General features: G+C 61.5%; 25 protein-coding genes. 11 read left to right on the forward strand and 14 right to left on the reverse strand.

The window, feature by feature from the left end:
- The first annotated feature begins 92 nt into the window (after window positions 1-92).
- The 3 genes from ACQKP1_RS05120 (at window position 93) to ACQKP1_RS05130 (ending at window position 1,928) form a co-directional block, all read left to right on the forward strand.
- Entirely contained in the window at window positions 93-1,058 is a 966-nt protein-coding gene (locus ACQKP1_RS05120) for a homoserine kinase (RefSeq protein ID WP_427274445.1), read from the forward strand.
- Window positions 1,055-1,525, forward strand: coding sequence for a ribonuclease HI (gene rnhA / locus ACQKP1_RS05125; protein WP_203013531.1), 471 nt, complete (start codon window positions 1,055-1,057; stop codon window positions 1,523-1,525). The genes ACQKP1_RS05120 and rnhA overlap by 4 nt, the downstream gene beginning before the upstream one ends.
- A 94-nt stretch (window positions 1,526-1,619) precedes the next feature.
- Entirely contained in the window at window positions 1,620-1,928 is a 309-nt protein-coding gene (locus ACQKP1_RS05130; protein ID WP_427274446.1) for a Dabb family protein, read from the forward strand.
- Between the two features lie 68 nt (window positions 1,929-1,996).
- Here the strand turns inward: ACQKP1_RS05130 and ACQKP1_RS05135 are convergent, their stop codons facing one another.
- Both ACQKP1_RS05135 and ACQKP1_RS05140 read right to left on the reverse strand, forming a co-directional pair.
- On the reverse strand, window positions 1,997-2,488 hold the full coding sequence (locus tag ACQKP1_RS05135; RefSeq protein ID WP_427274447.1) for a peroxiredoxin: 492 nt from the start codon (window positions 2,486-2,488) through the stop codon (window positions 1,997-1,999).
- Window positions 2,489-2,559: 71 nt separating this feature from the next.
- Entirely contained in the window at window positions 2,560-3,408 is an 849-nt protein-coding gene (locus tag ACQKP1_RS05140) for a protein-disulfide reductase DsbD domain-containing protein (protein ID WP_427274448.1), read from the reverse strand.
- Window positions 3,409-3,595: 187 nt separating this feature from the next.
- On the opposite strand from ACQKP1_RS05140, the gene ACQKP1_RS05145 reads away from it, so the two are divergent.
- Complete coding sequence (locus ACQKP1_RS05145) at window positions 3,596-4,201, forward strand: YqgE/AlgH family protein (RefSeq protein ID WP_076392871.1); 606 nt, start codon at window positions 3,596-3,598, stop codon at window positions 4,199-4,201.
- A 22-nt stretch (window positions 4,202-4,223) separates the two neighbouring features.
- Here the strand turns inward: ACQKP1_RS05145 and ACQKP1_RS05150 are convergent, their stop codons facing one another.
- Window positions 4,224-4,796, reverse strand: coding sequence for a hypothetical protein (locus ACQKP1_RS05150; protein WP_427274449.1), 573 nt, complete (start codon window positions 4,794-4,796; stop codon window positions 4,224-4,226).
- 198 nt (window positions 4,797-4,994) lie between these two features.
- Between ACQKP1_RS05150 and ACQKP1_RS05155 the strand changes: the two genes are divergently transcribed.
- Window positions 4,995-5,630, forward strand: coding sequence for a LysE family translocator (locus ACQKP1_RS05155; RefSeq protein WP_427274450.1), 636 nt, complete (start codon window positions 4,995-4,997; stop codon window positions 5,628-5,630).
- Window positions 5,631-5,642: 12 nt separating this feature from the next.
- Here ACQKP1_RS05155 and ACQKP1_RS05160 read toward each other — a convergent pair whose 3' ends face one another.
- The 4 genes from ACQKP1_RS05160 to thrC form a co-directional block, all read right to left on the reverse strand.
- Window positions 5,643-8,555, reverse strand: coding sequence for an EAL domain-containing protein (locus ACQKP1_RS05160; protein ID WP_427274451.1), 2,913 nt, complete (start codon window positions 8,553-8,555; stop codon window positions 5,643-5,645).
- Complete coding sequence (locus ACQKP1_RS05165; RefSeq protein ID WP_427274452.1) at window positions 8,552-9,163, reverse strand: GNAT family N-acetyltransferase; 612 nt, start codon at window positions 9,161-9,163, stop codon at window positions 8,552-8,554. Before ACQKP1_RS05165 ends, ACQKP1_RS05160 begins: the two co-directional genes overlap by 4 nt.
- Window positions 9,164-9,224: 61 nt before the next feature.
- On the reverse strand, window positions 9,225-10,523 hold the full coding sequence (locus ACQKP1_RS05170) for a M16 family metallopeptidase (protein ID WP_427274453.1): 1,299 nt from the start codon (window positions 10,521-10,523) through the stop codon (window positions 9,225-9,227).
- Between the two features lie 20 nt (window positions 10,524-10,543).
- Window positions 10,544-11,950, reverse strand: coding sequence for a threonine synthase (gene thrC / locus ACQKP1_RS05175; RefSeq protein WP_427274454.1), 1,407 nt, complete (start codon window positions 11,948-11,950; stop codon window positions 10,544-10,546).
- A 303-nt stretch (window positions 11,951-12,253) separates the two neighbouring features.
- On the opposite strand from thrC, the gene ACQKP1_RS05180 reads away from it, so the two are divergent.
- The gene (locus ACQKP1_RS05180; protein ID WP_203013548.1) at window positions 12,254-12,808 is read left to right on the forward strand and encodes a hypothetical protein; all 555 of its coding nucleotides are present in this window, start codon (window positions 12,254-12,256) and stop codon (window positions 12,806-12,808) included.
- Window positions 12,809-12,863: 55 nt separating this feature from the next.
- Here ACQKP1_RS05180 and ACQKP1_RS05185 read toward each other — a convergent pair whose 3' ends face one another.
- Together ACQKP1_RS05185 and ACQKP1_RS05190 are read right to left on the reverse strand one after the other, a co-directional pair.
- Window positions 12,864-13,106: a hypothetical protein gene (locus ACQKP1_RS05185; RefSeq protein ID WP_427274455.1), complete on the reverse strand. Its 243-nt coding sequence runs from the start codon at window positions 13,104-13,106 to the stop codon at window positions 12,864-12,866.
- A gap of 237 nt (window positions 13,107-13,343) precedes the next feature.
- On the reverse strand, window positions 13,344-13,925 hold the full coding sequence (locus ACQKP1_RS05190; RefSeq protein ID WP_203019942.1) for an XRE family transcriptional regulator: 582 nt from the start codon (window positions 13,923-13,925) through the stop codon (window positions 13,344-13,346).
- 128 nt (window positions 13,926-14,053) lie between these two features.
- Here ACQKP1_RS05190 and ACQKP1_RS05195 point away from each other — a divergent pair, with 128 nt between their 5' ends.
- Both ACQKP1_RS05195 and ACQKP1_RS05200 read left to right on the forward strand, forming a co-directional pair.
- The gene (locus tag ACQKP1_RS05195; protein ID WP_427274456.1) at window positions 14,054-15,418 is read left to right on the forward strand and encodes an LLM class flavin-dependent oxidoreductase; all 1,365 of its coding nucleotides are present in this window, start codon (window positions 14,054-14,056) and stop codon (window positions 15,416-15,418) included.
- 178 nt (window positions 15,419-15,596) lie between these two features.
- Window positions 15,597-16,517, forward strand: coding sequence for a diacylglycerol/lipid kinase family protein (locus tag ACQKP1_RS05200; protein WP_427274457.1), 921 nt, complete (start codon window positions 15,597-15,599; stop codon window positions 16,515-16,517).
- Window positions 16,518-16,537: 20 nt separating this feature from the next.
- Here the strand turns inward: ACQKP1_RS05200 and ACQKP1_RS05205 are convergent, their stop codons facing one another.
- From ACQKP1_RS05205 to ACQKP1_RS05215, 3 genes are all read right to left on the reverse strand, one after another.
- Window positions 16,538-17,227, reverse strand: a complete 690-nt coding sequence (locus ACQKP1_RS05205) for an HAD family hydrolase (protein WP_203013556.1) — start codon at window positions 17,225-17,227, stop codon at window positions 16,538-16,540.
- A 111-nt stretch (window positions 17,228-17,338) separates the two neighbouring features.
- On the reverse strand, window positions 17,339-17,926 hold the full coding sequence (locus ACQKP1_RS05210; RefSeq protein WP_427274458.1) for a TetR/AcrR family transcriptional regulator: 588 nt from the start codon (window positions 17,924-17,926) through the stop codon (window positions 17,339-17,341).
- A 14-nt stretch (window positions 17,927-17,940) separates the two neighbouring features.
- Entirely contained in the window at window positions 17,941-18,285 is a 345-nt protein-coding gene (locus ACQKP1_RS05215) for a DMT family transporter (protein ID WP_040300799.1), read from the reverse strand.
- A gap of 217 nt (window positions 18,286-18,502) precedes the next feature.
- Between ACQKP1_RS05215 and ACQKP1_RS05220 the strand changes: the two genes are divergently transcribed.
- Window positions 18,503-19,237: a carbonic anhydrase gene (locus ACQKP1_RS05220; RefSeq protein WP_203013565.1), complete on the forward strand. Its 735-nt coding sequence runs from the start codon at window positions 18,503-18,505 to the stop codon at window positions 19,235-19,237.
- 295 nt (window positions 19,238-19,532) lie between these two features.
- Here ACQKP1_RS05220 and ACQKP1_RS05225 read toward each other — a convergent pair whose 3' ends face one another.
- Both ACQKP1_RS05225 and ACQKP1_RS05230 read right to left on the reverse strand, forming a co-directional pair.
- Window positions 19,533-19,907: a DUF4440 domain-containing protein gene (locus ACQKP1_RS05225; protein ID WP_246753938.1), complete on the reverse strand. Its 375-nt coding sequence runs from the start codon at window positions 19,905-19,907 to the stop codon at window positions 19,533-19,535.
- Between the two features lie 91 nt (window positions 19,908-19,998).
- Entirely contained in the window at window positions 19,999-20,685 is a 687-nt protein-coding gene (locus ACQKP1_RS05230) for an ArsR/SmtB family transcription factor (RefSeq protein ID WP_427274459.1), read from the reverse strand.
- Window positions 20,686-20,850: 165 nt separating this feature from the next.
- Here ACQKP1_RS05230 and ACQKP1_RS05235 point away from each other — a divergent pair, with 165 nt between their 5' ends.
- Both ACQKP1_RS05235 and ACQKP1_RS05240 read left to right on the forward strand, forming a co-directional pair.
- Window positions 20,851-21,180, forward strand: a complete 330-nt coding sequence (locus ACQKP1_RS05235) for an NIPSNAP family protein (RefSeq protein ID WP_203013571.1) — start codon at window positions 20,851-20,853, stop codon at window positions 21,178-21,180.
- Window positions 21,177-21,521, forward strand: a complete 345-nt coding sequence (locus ACQKP1_RS05240) for an antibiotic biosynthesis monooxygenase family protein (RefSeq protein ID WP_427274460.1) — start codon at window positions 21,177-21,179, stop codon at window positions 21,519-21,521. Before ACQKP1_RS05235 ends, ACQKP1_RS05240 begins: the two co-directional genes overlap by 4 nt.
- Window positions 21,522-21,546: the final 25 nt, after the last annotated feature.

Consider the following 21,546-nt stretch of genomic DNA (forward strand, 5'->3'; position numbering starts at 1 on the left):
TTCCTGTGCCCCGTGTCGCAGCAAGGCTGGCATGGGCGCCGCGCCCGTTATAGGACTGCTGTCATCCCCGAAGCGGCACGGAACCTCACGCTGTGGCAGTCTATACCGATATCAACGAAGTCGACCTCAAGGCCTTTCTGGCGCAGTATGATGCAGGCGAACTGCTCTCCTACAAGGGCATCGCCGAAGGCGTGGAGAATTCCAACTTCCTGCTGCACACCTCGAAGTCCCCGCTGATCCTGACGCTTTACGAGAAGCGGGTCGAAAAGTCGGACCTGCCTTTCTTCCTCGGCCTGATGCATCATCTCTCCGAGTGCGGCCTCAATTGTCCGCTGCCCTTGCCACGCAAGGACGGCGAGCTGCTCGGAGAACTCTCGGGCCGCCCGGCCGCTCTTATCTCCTTCCTCGAAGGCATGTGGCTGAGAAAGCCCGAGGCGCAGCATTGCCGCGAGGTGGGAGCAGCCCTTGCTAGGATGCACATCGCCGGCGAAGGTTTCGAGCTTACGCGTCCCAATGCCCTGTCGATCGAAGGCTGGCAGGTGCTCTGGGCAAAGTCCGAGGCACGCGCCGACGAGGTGGAGGAGGGGCTGGAGGCCGAGATCGGCGCCGAGCTGGATTTCCTCTCCATCCATTGGCCGAAGGACCTGCCGGCCGGCGTCATCCATGCCGACCTGTTCCCGGACAATGTCTTCTTCCTCGGCGACACCCTGTCGGGCCTGATCGACTTCTATTTCGCCTGCAACGATCTCCTGGTCTACGACCTCTCGATCTGCCTGAATTCCTGGTGCTTCGAAAAGGACGGCGCCTACAACATCACCAAGGGCAAGGCGATGATCGAGGGCTACCAGTCGGTCCGTCCGCTCTCGGCCGCCGAAATCGAGGCTCTGCCGATCCTCTGCCGCGGTTCTGCTCTCCGCTTCTTCCTGACCCGCCTCTATGACTGGCTGACGACGCCGGCAGGCGCCTTGGTGGTCAAGAAGGACCCGCTCGAATACCTCAAGAAACTGCGCTTCCACCGCGCGGTCACCAACGCCTCCGAATACGGACTGATTGCATGAAACATGTCGAGATCTACACAGACGGCGCCTGCTCGGGAAATCCCGGCCCCGGAGGCTGGGGCGCGGTGCTGCGCTACGGCGAGGTAGAAAAGGAGCTTTCCGGCGGCGAGGCGGATACCACCAACAACCGGATGGAACTGCTCGCCACGATCACCGCACTGAATGCGCTGAAAGACGCCTGTGAAGTCGACCTCTACACCGACAGCAAATATGTCATGGACGGCATCTCCAAGTGGATCTTCGGCTGGAAGAAGAACGGCTGGAAGACGGCCGACAAGAAGCCGGTGAAGAATGGTGAACTCTGGCAAGCGCTCGACGTCGCCAACCAGCGCCACAAGGTGAAATGGCACTGGGTCAAGGGCCATGCCGGCCACCCGGAAAACGAACGCGCCGACGAACTGGCGCGCAAGGGCATGGAGCCCTTCAAGAAGTCGGGCGGCTTTCCGAAGTCGCTGATGGTGAAGTGAGCTGAGTGGGAAAGGGAAGGGCGCGTCCTCATCCCCTTGCCCTTTCGCCCGTTGCCCCTATGCTCCCGTCAAAACACCATCACGGGAGACATCCATGATCCAGCACTGCGTGTTCCTGCGCTTCAAGGCCGCCGTCCAGGAGGCCGAGAAGCAGGCGATCTATGCGGCCATTACCGATCTGAAGGACGTGGTGCCGGGCATGCTGGAGGTGAAGGCCGGGGCGAATGTCTCGCCGGAAGGGCTGGCAAGCGGCTACAATGACGGCTTCATCGTCACCTTCGAGGACGAGATGGTCCGCGACTATTACCTGAAGCATCCGAAGCATGTCGAAGTCGGCGAACGCATCGTCGGCGCAACCGACGGCGGCCTGGCCGGCATCCTCGTCTTCGATCTGGCGCACTGACGCTTCCGGAAACGAGAAGAGGCCCGGTTTCCCGAGCCTCTCCAGTTCTAAAGAATTTCTAGAGACGCTCAGGCGCTGAGCTGCTCGATCATCGTCGCGGCCGAGGAGACCGTTGCCTGGCCCGGGTTCTCCTCGATGTTGAGGCTCTTCAGAACGCCGTCTTCGACCAGCATCGAATAGCGCTTGGAGCGCACGCCGAGCCCGCCGCCCGACAGGTCGATGTCGAGGCCGAGCGCCTTGGTAAAGGAAGCGTCCCAGTCGGCAAGGAAGTGGATCTTGCCCTGGCCACCCGAATGCTGCGCCCAAGCGCCCATCACGTGCCAGTCATTGACGGAGATGACGGCGATGTCGTCGACGCCGCGCGCCATCAGCGCATCACGGTTTTCCAGGTAGCCCGGCAGGTGGTTCAGCGTGCAGGTTGGGGTGAAGGCTCCCGGTACGGCGAAGACGACGACCTTCTTGCCCGCAAACAGCTGTTCCGTGGTGATCTCCACCGGACCATCGGCGGTCTTTTCCTTGAAGGTGGCCTGGGGCAGCTTGTCGCCAATGGCAATGGTCATGAAATAGTCCTCGCTTGGTTGCTCCATCCAGAACCCCTCCGAATGGCGATCGAGGCGAATATAGGAATGGGTCAATCAAAGGCAAGCGTGGTTTCCATGGCCCTGTCGCCGCTGACCACGAGAATGCCCCATTGCTTGCCGGCGATTTTGTATTTCTTCGGCAACTTGCCGATCGGCAATGTCAGAACCGTCTCGCCATCGGCGCCTCGGGAGGCAACGGAATGGGTGAAGACATGGCCGCTTGGCCCGCTCACAAAAGCCTTCGGACTGACCGCGTCAGCAGGCATCTTGAGCCGGACGACGAGCTCCCTTTGATCTGCGCCGAGTTGGTGGTCGACGACGTGAAACTCGGGCGAGGGGCCGGGCGGCACCTGGGCCTGGGCGGAGCGAACAAGCGCTGTTTCGACAGAATTGGCGATCCCGTCTTCGTCCGGCGGCACGCTGAGATCGGCCTGGAAGGGAATGCAGATGTTCTGGCAGACCCCGACAAAGGCACTCAGCGTCACGGCGGTGTCATCGGGCGCGTTCTTGAGGGTGATCGGCAAGGTCACAGGATGGTCATAGCCGACATCGGTCATGTCGCCATTGGTCAGGACCTTGGGCACGGGAAAGCCGACACGTTCGACGGTGTAGGCGGCGCCCGGCGCCGGCGTGATTGCGGGCGGAATGCCGACATCGCCCGGCTCTTTCCAATAGGTGATCCAGCCCTGTTTGGGCTCGATTACGAGCGCACCATGTCTCGTCCCGTCGGCCTCCTTGGGAAGCAGGATCAGGCGCATCCGCCCGCCTTCGTTCAGGGCCCAGTCGCTGCTCGCCGCAAGTGACGGCATGGCGGGGAAGAGCGAGACCAGGCCGATGGCTGCCGCAACCATCCATGCGCGGCTGCCGCGGGAAATGACTGAGAGAGTGGAACAAGACATCGCTGGGTTCATTTTGGAGATCATGTCTCCGGCTCTAGAAGATCGTTGTTGGCTTGGCCAGTCACGCTTGCTTCATGCTCATCATTTTGGGTTGATCGGGACCTGCTTCTGGCCCATCTTGAATGGGAGACTGCATCTGAACCACGCGTGAAGCCGATTGCCGACAAGGCGAACCAAGGAGGCGGGCATGGCATTGTCGTCGAAAACCGATCTGAGAGAACGCGGCTTCCTGGATGGACAGCTGCTGATTGCCATGCCGGGCATGCCCGATGGCAACTTTGCCCGCGCGGTCGTCTATATCTGCGCCCATTCCGATGCCGGTGCCATGGGCTTCATCATCAACCGCTCGCAATCGGTGACGTTTGCGGATCTCCTCCTGCACCTGGAGCTGATCGACCGCAACGACGCAATCATGCTGCCCGATCACGCCCGCCATTTTCCGATCCAGTGCGGCGGCCCCGTCGAGCAGAACCGTGGCTTCGTGCTGCATTCCGACGACTATCTTTCAGACAGCTCCATTCCCGTCAGCGACGACATCTCGCTCACCGCCACCCTCGATATCGTCCGCGCTATTTCGGACGGTCGCGGTCCGCGCCACGCCACCATGCTGCTCGGCTATGCTGGCTGGGGTCCGGGCCAGCTGGAAGAGGAGATCGCCCAGAACGGCTGGCTGCACTGTGCGGCCACCGAAAGCCTGATCTTCGACCGCAGCCTGGATAACAAATATGACCGGGCCCTGGGGCTGATGGGCATCAATCCCGCGATGCTGTCGATGGAGGCGGGGCACGCTTGAGGCGTTTCATGGCGCAGAGCTGCTATTGTAGGGGAAGCTGCAACTGCTTCTGAATGGACTGCAAATTGTCCAGGGTGCGTTCATTGCCCTGTATTGCAGTCTTGTTGCGCACCATCAAATCCTCAAAAAAGGTGGGTGAGCTGTACTTCGACCAATCGACATCAGCCGATGGTGAGCTGGATCCGATCCCGGTTGTTGCGGCGTCCGCTTTAAGGTCAATCTTTGCCGTTGCGGCCTGCAGTGCACTGCTGAGCTGTACGAGTTCGCCCCGAATGGCTTTGTTCTCCTCCGCAATGCGACTGACTTCCTTAGTGAGATCCTGAGCAGCTGCCTTGAGTTCGAAGGAAAACTTGTCGTTTGACCATTCGAATTTGGAAATGAGTGGAAGCGCCAATAAGGCGACGCCAGCACCGAGGAAGATAGAATGCCCGGTGCTAACCGGCATGTTTCGTATGACCAAAACCAGTGCAAGGGCGATCACTATTCCGCCGATGACCGCCAGCATCCACGGCGTAACATTGGCAGGCGCGTTGGTAGGGATTTCACTTGCTGCAAGTGCTGCCGACGTTGCTTGACTAAGCGATAGCAAAATCATCTCTGGTCCCCCAAATTGAGACGAGTTAGCCGCATCTAATCCCAATGATACACCTTACTTGCTGAATCTCAACTCAGGATTACCCATTCAGCCGGATGCGCTGAAGGGTAGCGTTTTTAATCCGTTTGCAATGGGCGAGGCGAAGAAACACACTGGCCGAAGCAGACCATAGGGTCTGGCCCAATCGAGACCCATCCCATGCCCTCCATCGATATCCTCATCGCCTTCTTCGTCACCACCGCCGTCTTCGCCTTCATCCCAGGGCCGGCCATGCTCTATGTCGCGGCCCGCACGCTGGCTGCGGATCTCCGCGCGGGCCTGATGGCGACGCTTGGCATTCATGTTGGATGTTATGTGCATGTGGTGGCCGCCGCCGCAGGCCTGTCCATCCTTTTCCACCTAGTCCCCACGCTCTATCTGGCGGTGAAGCTCGCAGGCGCTGCCTATCTGATCTATCTCGGTGTCCGCATGTTCCGTGCCGCCCGCGCGGCTGGTGGCATGAGCAGCGCACTGCCGCCCGCAAAATCAGCAGGCCGTGCTTTCCTCGAAAGCATGCTGGTCGAGGTGCTCAATCCAAAGACGGCGATCTTCTTCCTGGCCTTCCTGCCGCATTTCATCGATGCGACGGCAGGCTTTCCAGTCTGGCTGCAGTTCCTGATCCTCGGCACGGCCGTCAATGCGATGTTCACCATCGCCGATATTGTCTGCGTCCTGGCGGCTGGCGCGATCACAGCGCGTCTATCGCGGGTCTCGGCGCTGCAGCGGAATCTGCAAAGGGCAGGGGGCGCGATCCTCGTCGGGCTGGGCCTCCAGGTCGCCTTCCAACGCACGTGAGGCCCTTCCGCCTCACGCCCGCTTCATCAGCGGAAACCGTTCCTTGAGCAACCTGAGCACCGATTCCGAACCCAGCGGCGGGCCGAACAGATAGCTCTGGCCGTAGTCGCAACCCATCATCGCAAGGTCGGCTGCATCCTGGTCGGTCTGGATGCCCTCGGCCACCACCTGCATGTCGAGCCCGCGCGCCATCGAGACGACGGAGCGCAGCAGGACGGACCTCTTGTCCGACTGGTCGCAGACCAGCGCCTTGTCCAGTTTGATCGTGTCGAAGGGGAAGCGGGTGAGATAGGCAAGCGAGGAATAGCCGGTACCGAAATCGTCGAGCGCCAGGCTGATGCCGGTGTCCTTCAGCTTTTCCAGCATCAGGCGCCCCTGTTCCGGGTTTTCCATCACGACGCTTTCGGTCAGCTCCAGCTTGATCCGCTTCGGATCGCACTGTGTCTTCACCAGCATGGCGCGGATGTCGTTATAGATCTCGCTCGAAATCAGCTGGGCCGAGGAGAGGTTCACCGAGACGAAGACCGGAAGCTCGCCGGTCTGGCGTTCCCACTCCATCAGGTCGCTGGAGGCGCGCTCCAGCGCGAACATACCGAGCGGCTCGATCAGGTCGGACATTTCCGCGATCGGAATGAATTCCGTCGGCGAGATATTGCCCCGCTTCGGATGATCCCAGCGCATCAGCGCCTCGAAACCAGCGATCTCGCCATTGGAGAGATTGACGATCGGCTGATAGGCCATCGACAGCTCCTTGCGCTCGATGGCGCGGCGGAGATCCGTTTCGAGCTGCAGCCGGTCGGTGCTGACGGTGCGGAAGGCCGGGCGGAAAGGCTCGACGCGATTGCCGCCTGATCGTTTCGCCCGGTACATGGCAAGCTCCGCATCGGCAAGCAGGCTCGCGGCACTTTCCTGCTGGTCGACCCAGGAGACAAGGCCGATCGAGGCCGTCAGGCTGATCTCGCGATTGGCAAAGTTGAGCGGCACCATGATCGCCTTGGAAACGGCATCGGCAAAGTCGGCGATCTTGGCCGGATCCTTTTCCGACACCAGGATCAGGCCGAATTCGTCGCCGGAAAGCCGCGCCAGCGTATCCTGAGGCTTCAAGAGCCGGCGCAGGCGGCGCGTGATCGCGATCAGGATATTGTCGCCGGCCGCGATGCCAAGAACGTCATTGACCTGCTTGTAACGGTCGATGTCGATGGCAAGAACGGTGGGTCGCACGCTGTCGGAGGTGGAAGCCAGCGACAGGATCGCCTGCAGCCGGTCGAGGAAGACTTCGCGGTTCGGCAGGCCCGTCAGATTGTCATGCATGGCATCGACCAGCAGCCGGTCGATCGAGTTCTTCTGCTCGGTGACGTCAATGATCGTGCCGACACAGCGGATGACTTCGCCATTCGAGCCGAGCACCGGCCGTGCGCGGATCTTCAGCCAGTGGAAATGCCCATCTTCGGCGCGAATTCGGAATTCGTGGCTGAGGCGGCCCTTGCGATGCTCCAGCAGCACGTCGAGCGTCGCGCGGAAGCGATCGCGGTCGTCTGGATGCAGGCGCGGCAGCCAGTTGCGGGCAGGGCCGTGCATGGTGCCGGGCGACAGGCCGAGACGTATCGAGACGTCAGGGCTCGTCACCACGCGGTCGCGCGCCACGTCCCAGTCCCAGACGGTGTCGCCAGAACCGGTCAGCGCCAGCGACTGGCGTTCGAGATCGGAGAACAGGCCCTGCTGATAGGCGCCGCCGGCAAAGGCGTGCTGCATGACGGTGAAGCCGATCAGGAGAACGATGAGAACCAGACCACCGCCAAGCGCCGGCTGGATGATGTCATTGTCAAGCTGGCCGGTCACGGTCAGCCAGCCGGCGAAGAGCCAGACGAGGATCAGGGCCCAGGTCGGCACCAGAAGCACGGCCCGGTCATAGCGATTGAAGCCGAGATAGATGATCAGACCGATGCCGACCACGCCCGTCAGCGCAAAGGAAACACGCGCAATGCCGGCCGCAATCGACGGGTCGAAGATCGCCACGCCGAAGAGAACGGTCAGGCCAAGCATCCAGGCAAGCGTCGCGTAGCCGAGATGCACGTGCCAGCGATTGAGATTGAGATAGGTGAACAGGAAGATCACGAGCGATGAGGCAAGCGCCACTTCCGCCCCCGCACGCCATATTCTGATGTCGGAGGAGGTGAGCGAGATCAGCTTTTCGAGGAAGCCGAAGTCGACGCAGATATAGGCGAGAACCGCCCAGGCAAGGGCGGCCGCCGCCGGCAGCATCGACGTTCCCTTGACCACGAAGAGGATGGTGAGGAAGACGGCCAGCAGGCCGGCAATCCCGAGCACGATGCCGCGATAGAGCGTGAAGGCGTTGACCGTGTCCTTGTAGGCGTCCGGCTCCCAGAGATAGATTTGCGGCAATTCCGGCGTCGCGAGCTCGGCTACAAAGGTAATGACGGTGCCGGGATTGAGCGTAATGCGGAAGACGTCGGCATCGGGGCTTGGCACGCGGTCGAGCGCAAAGCCTTCCGACGGCGTGATCGCCATGATCCGCTGCGACCCGAGATCCGGCCAGAACATTCTGGAGCCGGAAAGACGGAAATGCGGTGCGACGATGACGCGCTCCAGCTGTTCTTCCGAGACATTGGCGAGCGCGAAGACCGCCCAGTCGCCCTGGTGCTCCGGCGAGCTCGAGCGCACCTCGATGCGTCGGCGAATGCCGTCGGCACCGGCGGCGGTCGATACCTGGAACGCTTCGCCCTGGTTCGTGTAGATCTCGGTGGTTGCCGTCAGGTCGAGTGCGTTGTCATCGCGCGCGATCTTCACCGGCTCGACGGCGAATGCCGCCGTTGCGGCAAGACACAGATAGGCTGTCGCAAGCGCAGCAAGCCACAGGGCGGCGAGGCGAGGCACGACGCGCGAAAGGGGTGTGGTGATCGTCATGAGGGCGTCTTGCCGTTCCGCGCCTTATGGCCGCCGATCCGGGAAAACAGCAGATGGTCGCGCCATTCCCCGTTGATTTTCAGATAGTCGCGCAAAAGACCTTCCTGCTCAAATCCCGCTTTTTCGAGTAGCCTCAGGCTGTTGACGTTGTCCGGAATACAGGCTGCTTCGATACGGTGCAACTCGAGTGGCCCGAAGATGTAGGGAATAGCCAGCTGAAGTGCGGCAAACATGTGACCTCGGCCCGCATGACGTTCTCCCATCCAGTAGCCGATCATGCAGCTTTGTGCCGCGCCGCGGCGGATGAGGCCGATGGTAAGCCCGCCCAGCAAGGTGTTCTCGGCTCGATCAAAGAGAAAGAAGGGCACGGCCATGCCGGAGTGAAATTCCTGTTCATTACGCAGGACGCGCTGTCGAAACGCGCGCTCGGTCAGCTCGTCCGTGCGCCAGCTCGGCTCCCATGGCTGCAAAAAGGCGCGGCTTTCCTTGCGCAGCTGGTGCCATTGCTCGAAATCGCGGAAGCGGGGCAGGCGAAGGAGATGTCGTTCGCTGGTGATTTCCGGCATATCCGGCTGCCGGGACAGAAACCGAAACACCGAGCGCGTCATCGTCAATCCCCAAGCGATGTCCGGCGGGGTCCCCGCCGGTCGCGGTCTATGCCGGCGGCCTTTAGCCGACGGCCTTGCGGATACCGGCAGGCTGTGTGGTCAGCGCGCCCTTGATATCGTCGAGCGGAACCAGGTGGTCCATCGGGCCGATAGCCGACAGCGTCGGAACCGTGTCGAAGAACAGGCGGCCGGCAAGGTCGGTCAGGCGTTCGGTGGTGATGCCGGCAAGCCGTTCCATCATTTCTTGGTTCGGAATGGTGCGTCCATAGAGCATCATCTGCCGGGCGATCTGGCCGGCACGCGCGGCCGGGCTTTCCTGGCCCATCAGAAGCTGGGCGCGGATCTGCGCCCGCGAGCGCTCGATTTCCTGCTGATCGATATGGTCGGATGCCTTGCGCAGTTCGTCGATGATCACGGGCACCAGTTCCGGCAGGTTCTCGCCGCCGGTCGCAGCATGAATGCCGAAGATGCCGGTATCGGAAAAGCCCCAGTGGAAGGCATAGACCGAATAGCACAGGCCACGAATTTCCCGCACTTCCTGGAAGAGGCGTGACGACATGCCGCCACCGAGAATGTTGGCGAGGATCTGCGAGCAGTAGAAGTCGCGCATGTGATAGGCCTTGCCCTCGAAACCGAGCAGGACCTGGGTATCCATCAGGTCGCGCTCTTCGCGGGACTCTCCACCGGTATAGTGTGCGGCATCCATCACCGGCGTCGCAGACGGCGTTGTCGGCAGCGAGGCGAAACGTTGCTCGACCTGCTTGACGAAGGCATCGTGGTCAACCTTGCCGGCGGCCACGACGAACATCCGGTCGGTCGTGTAGTTGCGCGACAGATAGGCGCGGATCTGGTCGCTGGAGAAGGACTGCACCGTCTCGGGGGTGCCGAGAATGCTGCGGCCGATCGTCTGGCCGCGATAGGCCTGTTCGGAGAAACGGTCGAAGACCACGTCGTCTGGCGTATCGTCGGCTGCGCCGATTTCCTGCAGGATGACGTGCTTCTCGCGCTCCAGTTCCTCTTCGTCGAAGACGCTGTCGGTCAGGATGTCGGCGAGAATGTCCACCGCGAGCGGCACGTTGTCCTTCAGCACGCGGGCATAATAAGAGGTGGTCTCGGTCGAGGTGGCGGCGTTCACTTCGCCGCCGACATTCTCGATCTGCTCGGCGATCTGCCGGGCCGTGCGCGTATTCGTACCCTTGAAGGCCATGTGCTCGAGCAGATGCGCAATGCCGTGCTCGGCTTCGGTCTCGTTACGCGAGCCGGACTTGATCCAGGTGCCGAGCGCCACGCTTTCCAGATGAGGCATGTTCTCGGTTACGACAGTCAAACCCGATGGAAGCCGGGTGCACTCAACATTCATGGTCCGTCTTTCCGCGCTTCCTACCTGACTGCTCGCGCCTGTTTACTGATAAAGCCTTCGATGGCTTTCAGTTCCGCGGGCAGGACTTCGAAGCGCTCCTCCCTGTCCATCAGATCAGCAAGCCACGCCGGAAGCGCGGGGTCAATACCGGAGGCCGATTTTACTGCGGCGGGGAACTTGGCCGGGTGTGCCGTCGCCAGAACCACCATGGGGCTTTGCGGCTTTTCGAATTTTTTCGCGACATGCACGCCGACGGCCGTATGCGGATCGAGAAGATAGCCGGTCTCGTCGAGAACGGCGCGGATCGTCTTCGCTACTTCCTTCTCAGTCGCGCGTCCTGCGCGGAAATCCTTGCGGATGAACTTGAGAGCTTCCGGCTTGATCTCGAAAGCGCCGGACTGCTTTAGCCCCTCCATCGACGAACGGATGGCAGAGGCATCGCGGCCATAGGCCTCGAACAGCAGCCGCTCGAAGTTCGACGAAATCTGGATGTCCATCGATGGCGACGTGGTCGCGGAGACGCCCTTCATTTCGTAGCGACCGGTCTTCAGCGTGCGCGCCAGAATGTCGTTGTCGTTGGTCGCGATGACAAGCTTGTCGATCGGCAGGCCCATTTTCCTGGCGACGTAACCGGCAAAGATGTCACCGAAATTGCCGGTCGGCACGGTGAACGACACCTTGCGATCGGGGGCGCCAAGCGCGACTGCAGAGGTGAAGTAGTAAACCACCTGTGCCATGATGCGGGCCCAGTTGATCGAGTTGACACCGGAAAGACCGACGCGATCCCGGAACGGTACGTCGTTGAACATCGCCTTCACCAGGTTCTGGCAGTCGTCGAAATTGCCTTCGACGGCGATGGCATGCACGTTTTCGTCCGTCGACGAGGTCATCTGGCGCTGCTGCACCGGCGAAACCTTGCCATGCGGGAAGAGTATGAAGATGTCGGTGCGCGCGCGACCCGCAAAGGCGTCGATCGCAGCCCCACCCGTGTCACCTGAGGTCGCGCCGACGATGGTTGCCCGCTCGCCGCGTTTTTCCAGAACATGGTCCATCAGCCGGGCGATGAGCTGCATCGCCACGTCCTTGAAGGCGAGCGTCGTGCCGTGGAAGAGTTCGAGCACGAAGGAATTTGCACCGGTCTGCACGAGCGGCGCCACGGCCGGGTGCTTGAAGGTCGCGTAAGCCTCGTCGATCATCGCCCGGAAGACCTCCGGCTCGATCTCGCCATTGGTGAAGGGCAGAAGCACCTCGAAGGCAACGTCTTCATAGGACTTGCCGCGCAAGGACCGGATCGCCTTTTTCGACATTTGCGGCCATTCGCGGGGAACATAAAGTCCGCCGTCACGGGCAAGGCCCGCCAGAAGTGCGTCACAAAAGCCGAGGCTGGGGGCCTCGCCGCGGGTCGAAACATATTCCACGTCGCTCATCCCTAAAGTTCAAGAATTCGGAGCCGAAGCCGCCGTCAAATCTATGGCGTTTCGGATAAAGAGGTTTGCCCGTTTGCGCCAGTGCACCGGCCAGGATTTCGCAAGCCCGGCAGTCCTGCATGCCCGCGCTGATGTGGAGACTCCTGCCGGCTCTCGAAGGTCCATCGAAAATTGAAGCAAATTGCCGGCTACCCAATCGATTTTTGTCGTGGCCGCTGGTATAGACCATCCGCGAGGGCGCTGAAAAGCCTCAAGTTTGACTGTTTTTCGGCCTTGGGCCGAGCATGCGGAAGGTGAAGTCTCGTGTCTGTAAACGTGTCGCGCGGTGTTGTCGCCGTCTCGCTGATGATGGTTCTCTCGGGCTGCAATGCCGGCGGTATCGGCAGTAGTCTTGGCCTTTCGCCATCGGAGCCAGGCAACGCGGCTGCAGCCGCGGATCGGCAGGCTTTCGTCCAGGGTTTCTGCCCGCAGATCTCGTTGCGTGACGGCACCGCCTCCTATCGCACCTATGCGCGCGGCAAGGATGGTGACGCCGAACAGGTCATCTTCCAGGCCTCGCTCGCCGACACCACGCGCTCCTGCGCTCGCACCGAAACATCGTTGACGATCAACGCGCTTGTGCAGGGGCGCCTCGTCGCAGGCCCGCAGGGCAAGGCCGGCACGATCAATCTGCCGGTGCGCGTCACTGTCGTGGATGGCGGTCAGGAAGTCTTCAACGAGGTCGAGCAGTATGCCGTGACGCTTGCCGACGTGAACCAGCCGACGCAGTTCATCTACAGCAAGGTGGCAACCGTTCCCGGCAATATCTCCGGCACGGCCCGCGTCTTCATAGGCTTCGAACAGCCGAAGAAGAAGTAACCCTTTCAAGGGAAGTCGGCTGGTCGAAAGATTGGGGTCTCATCCGACCCCTTTCTCAACCAAGCGATAGCTTGCTCTCGACAGCGATGAGGCGAGTGTTCAGGTCCTCTGCGATGCGCATCGCGTTTGCGGCGTCCTGAAGTGCAGTCAGCACCTTATTGTACTGCCCGACAACTTCAATCTGGGTGCGCTTGATGTCGCGGGATCGCTCGTCGAGCATGGTTTCCGCCGTCCAATCGGGAAATGATCGCACCAAGTCGGGTGGACGTCTCGCTATGATGTTGGGACGCCAGTTCATGCAGGGAGTTCATCTTGCGATTGAGCTTCGTGATTTCGATCTCTATGGAACCGAATTTCTCGATAGCCGCCTCTACCATGCTCAATGTCCGCCTTTGGCCATTGAAGACAGATTCAATCAGTGCGAGCAGCTTGGTCTCATCCATGCCAGTCATGCCGAAATCCTCAGGTTTCAAGGCAATATGGCATCCAGTCACGTTTAGGACAAGAAAAGCGTCATCGATGCGATCGGCTACGCCTATGAGCGCCGCGTCAGGGCCACCAGATAGCGGGTTGCTTGCTCGCTGCCGTTGACGAACACGCAATCGCTGGGCGCGCCGAGTTGCAGGCAGTCACCCGTCGAAAGCTGATGGCTACGTGTGCCTTCGATAAAGTCGAGGCGACCTTCGAGCACGTAGATCTGCTGGTGCTGGAAGCTGAAGGCAGAGGCCGGGTAGGGCACTCGGACACCAGGCGGCAAAACCACTTCCAGAAGTTCGAGTTGGCCGCCATTGGCGGGGGAAAGCGTGCGCCTCGTATAGCCCGTGTCCGGATCGGTCCAGAGCGGCTGCTCCTCGCGGCGCGTCAGCCGATCCCCCTCGCGTTCGGCAAGGGCAAGAAGAACGGAAAGCGGCAGGCCGAAGGCGCCGGAGAGGCGGCCGAGCACGGTCGCCGTCGGGCTCGCCTCGCAGCGCTCCACCTTGCTGATCATTGCCTTGGAGACGCCCGAACGCGCCGCAAGCTCGGCAAGCGACCAGCCGCGTGTTTCCCGCTCCAGCCGGACGCGCTCGGCGATCGCCCGCGCCTGGCGGTCCTCGGTGTGAGCATCATCTCTGTGCACGGTGTTCATCATCTCGCCCCTTGCCAAATGATCCGGCTGCGTCTTCTATAATGGACGGGAACATACGATAGATGACGGCGCATCCACAAGTCGCCGCCTGTCGACAAAAGAGAGGGACGAATACGAGCATGGCACGCGAAATCCGTTTCAACGCCTTCGACATGAATTGCGTCGGTCATATCCAGCAGGGACTCTGGAGCCACCCGCGCGACCGCTCGATGGAATATACGAGCCTAGCCTACTGGACCGATTATGCAAAACGCCTGGAGGCGGGCCTGTTCGATGGTATCTTCCTCGCCGATGTCGTCGGCATTTACGACGTTTTGAGCGGCAGTCCGGCGCCGGCGCTCCGCGGTGCCGTGCAGGTGCCGGTCAACGACCCCATGATGCTGGTTCCGGCCATGGCCGCGGCCACCCGCCATCTCGGCTTCGGCGTCACGGCCAATCTCACTTACGAACAGCCCTTCCTCTTTGCCCGCCGCATGGCAACGCTCGATCATCTGACCGGTGGCCGCATCGGTTGGAACATCGTGACCGGTTATCTCGACAGTGCGGCCCGCGCCATCGGCCTCGATGGCCAGATGGCCCATGATGATCGCTACGATCTCGCCGACGAATACATGGAGGTGATCTACAAGCTCCTCGAAGGAAGCTGGGAGGACGGCGCTGTGGTGGCCGACAAGGCGGCGAAAGTCTATACCGATCCGCAGCGCGTCCATCCCGTCCATCATCATGGACGCCAATATAAGGTCGATGCCTATCACCTCTCAGAACCCTCGCCGCAGCGAACGCCGGTGCTCTATCAGGCCGGGTCCTCGCCGCGTGGCCGACAGTTCGCCGCAACCCACGCCGAATGTGTCTTCGTCAACGGTCAGAAGAAGGAAGGCGTGCGCGAGATCGTCACCGACATCCGTGCGCGTGCCGAGGGCTTGGGACGGCATGGCGATGACATCAAGGTTTTCCTTGGTGCCACCATCGTCACCGGCCGCACCGAAAAGGAGGCACGCGACAAGTTCGAGGACTACCGCCAGTACGTGAGCTCCGAGGCCGCGCTCACCCATGCAGCCGCCTCGATGGGCATTGATTTCGACAAGTTCGACATGGACGAACCGGTCGAGACGGGCAAGAGCCAGGCGATCACCTCCAATATCAAGGCCATGGACCGCGCGGCCGGACCGCAATGGACGAAGCGCAAGCTGATCGAGCAGATGGTGCTCGGCAGCCGCCAGCCGCCGCTCGTCGCCTCCGCCGACCAAGTGGTCGACTGGCTAGTTGATTGGGTCGAGGACACCGGCGTCGACGGCTTCAACCTGTCGCGCACGGTCGTGCCGGAATGCTTTGACGACATCATCGAGCTGGTCGTACCCCGCCTGCAGGAGAAAGGTCTCTACAAGACCGAATACCGCGAAGGGCCGCTGCGGGAAAAGCTCTTCGGCAACGCCCGTCTGACCGATCGCCACATTGCCTCCACCCACCGGCATCAGCGAGGCTGATCACGTCTTTCTCATGTTGTGCAAGGCATCGGTCCGGGCCGGTGCCTCGCCTTGCTCTATCTGCTCGGCGGATGCTAGCGTGCAATCCATATGGCGGAGCATGCCTGCCCCCTCGGGATGCACGCGCTGGCATTGAGAGGGAGTGGGGCACCAAGGCGGTGTCCCCGGGGAGGCCTTGTTGAAAATTGCTGTCGTGAGAAACCCAATTGCGGGCGGCCGAGCGGGCCAGAAGCAATGGGCTCCTTTGCTTGCCGCCTTCCGCCATCGTTTCCCGGATCTGGAAATCCATGAAAGCCGCTCCAGCGGGGACGCGAGAAGGCTCGCCTGCGAGCTTGCCGCGGGGCCTTATAACGTCATCGTGGTGGCAGGTGGTGACGGCACGATCAGCGATGTCGTCGATGGCGTGTTGACCTCGTCGCGCCCCGAAATGCCGCTCGCCTTCTTGCCGATCGGCACGGGCTGCGATTTCATCCGGAACTTCAAGGTCCCGAGCGATCCGGCTGCCCTCGCAGAGCACATCGCAAACGCCTCCATCCGAAGGATCGATGCAGGGCTGCTGGTCAGCCGCGATGCATCCGGAAACGAACAGCGTCGCCACTTTGCCAATATCGCCAGTGTCGGCATTTCCGGCGAAATCGTCGATGCTGTGAACGCGCCTGGACGCAGACGCATCTTGAACGGCCCCCTCCGCTTCACTGTGCATGCGGCACTCGCGATCCTGCGCTACCGTCCCTATGATTTCGAAGTGCTGATCGATGGCATGCAGGTGCATCAGGGGCAGCTGGCGATCGCAGCCATTGCCAATGGCGGCTGGTTCGGCGGCGGCATGAACATCACGCCGGATGCCGATGTCGCCGATGGCCTGTTCGACATTGCCGTCATGCGCGAGGAAAAGATCCTCGGCCTTTTGAATTTACTGGGACGCCTGCATTCCGCCGGCCATGTTGGCCATCCGCTTTTGAGTTTTCATAAAGGGCGCCGCGTCGAGGTGCGGCCACGCGATCCCCAGCGTTTCCCCGTCGAAATCGACGGCGAAATGCCGATCCGAGGCGGTTTCGTCGCGGAAATTTTGCCAGGCGCCCTGACCATCAGGACCTGAGCCAGGCGATCGTCAGAAAATTAGAACGCGCCTTCCCACTCGGCCATGGCGGCGATCACGCCCGGCAGATCCTGCATGCGGGCAATCACGGTCTCTGCACCGGCATCCGTCAACCGGTCTGCATGCGAAGGATAGGTATGCGACGCACCGGTAAAGCCGATGACGCGCATGCCGGCTTCGCGCGCCGCATGCACGCCGTGAACGGAATCCTCGATGACGATGCACTTGGACGGGCTGACATTGAACTGCTTGGCACCATGCAGGAAGATATCAGGCTTCGGCTTGACCCTGTCAGCACCGAGATCCTTCGCCGAATAGATATGCGGGGCGAAGAACTCCTTGAGGCCGACCTTGGTCAGCATCATGTCGAGGCGATGCGAGGACGAGTTCGAGCAGATGCAGCGCGGACCCGCGAGCCGCGCCAGCGCATATTGCACGCCTTCGATCGCCTTCACCTCGCGGGCAAGCCTCTGGTCGAGCAGCTGTTCCGATTTGTCGATCAGGCTGGCCGAGAGCGGGATATCGATCTCCTTCTCGATCGACAGGAGAATGTTCTTCCAGGTCATGCCGGCGAAGCGCTCGCCCATCTCCTCGACCGAGATCGGATAACCGGCCTCCGTCAGAAGCTTCGATTCGACCTTGGCCGCAATGATCTCGGAATCGACGAGCACGCCGTCGCAATCGAAAAGGGTGAGATCGAAGCCGCTCATGGAAATATCCGTCCTGTGGTCCTGAAGAAGGCGGCTTCCTACACGATTGGCGAGGCGAGGACAATCATGCCCGGCGCATGGCAGATCTGCCGGCCGCTCCGGTTGCTCGCCTCAGGTGCCGGCCATCGAAAGCAGCACGGCCTCGAAATCCTGCGGATAGCGCTTGAGCCCGCCGGCCTTTTCCATCATGTCCGCAAGCCAGACCCCGTCGGCGGCAAGCCTGACCGCAATCAGCGACGGGTCGCCATCCGTCTCAGCATGCCGCGCCATGCGCCCGTCGAGCCATGTTGACCAGAGCGAGCGCAGCGCCGGTTCCGAGACGATCGCAACCGAGAGTGCCGCCCAGAGGCTGCGCTCGCCCAGCAGGCGATCGGAGAAGCAGGCGCGCACATAGGCCCGTGTGAAGCGCCCTCGCGATGCGGGATCATCCGCCAGAGTCCGGTCGATTTCCTGATCCATCTTGTCGAGAAGATCCTTAAAGACGGCGGCCAGCAGCGCCTGCTTGCTGTCGAAATGATGCAGCAGCCCACCCTTGGTCACGCCGGCCCGTTCGGCTACCGCCTGGATGGTGATCGCCGACGCACCCTGTTCGGCGGCGATCTGGGCCGCACAGTCCAGTAATGCCCGGCGCACCTGTTCCGGCTGCTTCTTGCGGTGGTGGGCCGAGAGCAAAGCCTCGGCCGGGGAGGACCCAGACAAGGATGAGGGCGCCATCAGTGCGAAACCGTCTTCGACAGCGTGTTCATCACGATGACACCGGCAACGATCAAGCCGATACCCGCAAGCGCCGGAAGATCCAGGCTCTGCTTGAGGTAGAACACGCTGATTAGGGCCGTCAGCACGATGCCAAGCCCGCCCCACATCGCATAGGCGATGCCGAGCGGCATGCCCTTCAGCGCCTGCGAGAGCAGGTAGAAGGACGCGACATAGAACATCACCATGCCAGCCGTCGGCAGAAGCTTGGTGAACTGCGCCGACTTCTGCAGCAAGGTGGTGCCGATCACTTCGAGCACGATGGCGGCGGCGAGTGCGCCATAGGCGGTCAATACGGGGTTCATGGACAGAGCTCCGGAAATGGGACGGCTTAAACATACCGTATGGTCGGTTTGTTCGGCAAGCGCGCCCTGGATGCAAAAGCGAGGCGGTCCCTGCAATCTGCAGGAGGTCAAAAATTAATTATAGAACACAATATTAACATATCACAATTTCGCCGAGTTCCGCGAGCGAGCTTGCCCTCGGCCGTCCGGCCACCCCATCATCAACAGGACATCCAGCATGTGCCAGGAATGCGAAACGCAAGGTCTCAACCGTCGCAACCTTTTCAAGCTCGCCGGCGTCGGCCTGACCACGGCCGCCCTCATCGGCAGCGCGCCCGCGCGCGCCGCCGCCACGGCGCCCTCCAGCTCATCGGTGACGACGCCGGCAGAAGCGCTGGCGCGGCTGAAGCAGGGAAATAGGCGTTTCGTCGAGGATGCCGAAGCCTGCGCCTCCAACCTTGTGGCGATCCGCGGCGAACTGGCCGGCGGCCAGCAGCCCTGGGCCACGATCCTCACCTGCTCGGACAGTCGCGTCAGCCCTGAACTGGTCTTCGGCGGCTCGACGCTCGGCGAACTCTTCGTCATCCGCAATGCCGGCAACGTGCTCGATACCGGTGCGCTTGGCACGATCGAATACGGAACAGAACATCTGAAGTCGCCGCTGGTCGTCGTCATGGGTCACAGCAAATGTGGCGCCGTCACCGCCGCCTGCGACGAAGTCACCAAGGGTGCCGTGCCCGGCGGTTCGATCGGCAAGATGGTTCAGCCGATCCTTCCCGTCGTGCTCTCCGCCAAGGACAAGGGCGATGGGCTTGTTGCCGAGACGGTCCGCCTCAACGCGATCTCCGGCGCTCGTCGCATCGCCGATGAAAGCCATATCGTCAGCGAACTGGTGACCTCTGGCGCGGTCCGTGTTGTGGCAGCCGTCTATGACATCGCCAGTGGCGAAGTCGAATTCATCGAAGACATCTGAGCAAAGAGGGCAGGGGGCAGTAATGCCCCCTCCAGCTCCGGTGTACGCGGCTTGTTCTCGGTTCAGTCTGCTGCCGGAAACATCGGGAGAAACCGCCTCGCGGAAAAGTTCATCAGGCTCTCGGTCATTGCCTTGACCTGCCGATCCTCGGCACGAACTTGCGATGTGGCCGATGCTTTCGCAGGGAAAGCAGCCTAAGAACGAGGCGCCGCAAAGTATCCCACGCCCTCGGCAGGATAGTGGTCGCCAAACCTGGTGAGCACAAAGGTTGGTGAGAACTGTGTTGCCTTACGCGTCAAGGTTTGACTGTCCCTTGATGAAAAAGCATTTGCCATTTGCACCCGTCATATTTCCAAATGGAGCTTCTCAGCACACACTGCAACGAACCATTGGCTGTAGAGCGTTTGGTCTCGTAGGTGAGCAGCACAGCATCGCTGGAAATCGGTTTCAATGCGTAGTTCGCTGTCTCCAGATTGTTTCCGCCGGTTCCAGGCTCTCGCTCCAGCAGTTCCATGATGGTCGTCCGGTCGTAGACGCTCCCGGACGCTCCAATTTCCATGAAGCCGTCAGCGAGCAGGATTTCTAAAGTTTGCCGGCAGCGTCTCGTGCCGGGCTGATGAAGGGCTTCTTCCAATGACTGGATTTCCTCGAGGCTGGGAATGCTGGTCAATGTCTTACCTCGCTGGCACTATTGTCTAACCTGCTACCTGCACGCGACGGGCAACTGCCTTGGCTCTGTTCCCTTTTCTACCTGCGTCCGTTCAGTCTGCTGCCGGAAACATCGCCAGAAATCGCCGCTCGCCCTCGGGTGAAAACCGGATGATCCGGCTCTCCTCCACCCGCCTTGCATGGCCACGATCGAGGAAATGCGAGAGCAGTGCCGCCCCGAGCGAGCCCGCGAGATGAGTGCGCCGTTCACTCCAGTCGAGGCATCCGCGACAGAGCGGCCGCCGCTTGGCTCTGAGGCTGGCGATATCGAGACCCTGACCCGCGAGCAGGGTCTCGCCCTCGGCCGTCAGCGTCAGCGCCTCGTCCTCGGCGCGGATTGCCCCTCGTGCGATCAGGCTGTCGAGCATGCGCACGCCAAAATCGCCGGCCAGATGATCGTAGCAGATCCGCGCCTTGCGCAGTTCCGGCTCCTTCGGCCCGGTGCGGTGGCGCAGGTGCCCGCGCGTCGCCGAAAAACTCATCAGGCTCTCGATCATCACGCCCACCTGATCATCCGCCAGCGCGAAATAGCGATGCCGCCCCTGTTTGCGCTGGGCAAGCAGCCCGCCATCTTCGAGCTTGGACAGATGCGAACTCGCCGTCTGCAGTGTGACGCCCGCCGCGCCCGCCAGCTCCGTCGCGGTCAACGCCTTGCCGCCGATCAGCGCCAACAGCATGTTGGAGCGGGCAGGATCGCCGATCAGCGAAGCGATGCGCGCGATATCAGGTCCTTCCGCCATATTCGTCTCCGTGAGCCAGTAGCAGTCGCATGTCCAGTGTGGTCGATGCTTCGATCCCGGTCGAACTATCGAGTATACACAATGCTTGCGAGACTTCGATGCCGATCGAAGCATCGCCTTGTGTCGCCGTGGCAAACCCACCTCGCAAACCACGAGGAGCAACCCATGATCACCTGCATCATCCGTTACCGCATCGACCCCTTTGGTCGCGACGACTTCGCCACTTACGCCCGCAACTGGGGCGAGGCCATCCCGCGCTGCGGCGCCGACCTCGTCGGCTATTTCGCTCCGCATGAGGGGTCTGCGAGCACGGCCTATGGCATCTACAACATCGAAAACCTCGCAGCTTATGAAGCCTACCGAGCAAGGCTTGCTGCCGATCCGCTCGGCAAGGCCAATTATGAATTCGCCAGGAACGCCCGCTTCATCCTGGAGGAAGATCGCCTCTTCCTGAAGAAAGTTTCCAGCTCGCCATCGTCGAAGGTTCAGCCATGATCGCCGTCATCTTCGAGGTGGTGCCCTTCGTCGGCGAGCGCCATCGCTATCTCGATCTCGCCGGCGAATTGCGAGAGCAGCTGGAAGCGACCGACGGCTTCCTCTCCGTCGAGCGTTTCGAAAGCCTGACGACCCGCGGAAAGCTCCTGTCACTGTCCTTCTGGCGCGACGAGGAGGCCGTGCGCCGCTGGCGCGAAACGGAAGAACACCGCGCCGCCCAGGCCGCCGGTCGCGGCGGTGTCTTTGCCGCCTATCGCCTGCGCGTCGCCCAAGTGCTGCGCGACTACGGTCTTGAGGATCGTGCCGAGGCGCCGGAGGACAGCCGCGCACGGCACGGGTGAGAGGAGGACAGGTGATTGCCACAGC

The sequence above is a fragment of the Allorhizobium sp. NPDC080224 genome (assembly GCF_050281005.1).
Lineage (GTDB): Bacteria > Pseudomonadota > Alphaproteobacteria > Rhizobiales > Rhizobiaceae > Allorhizobium.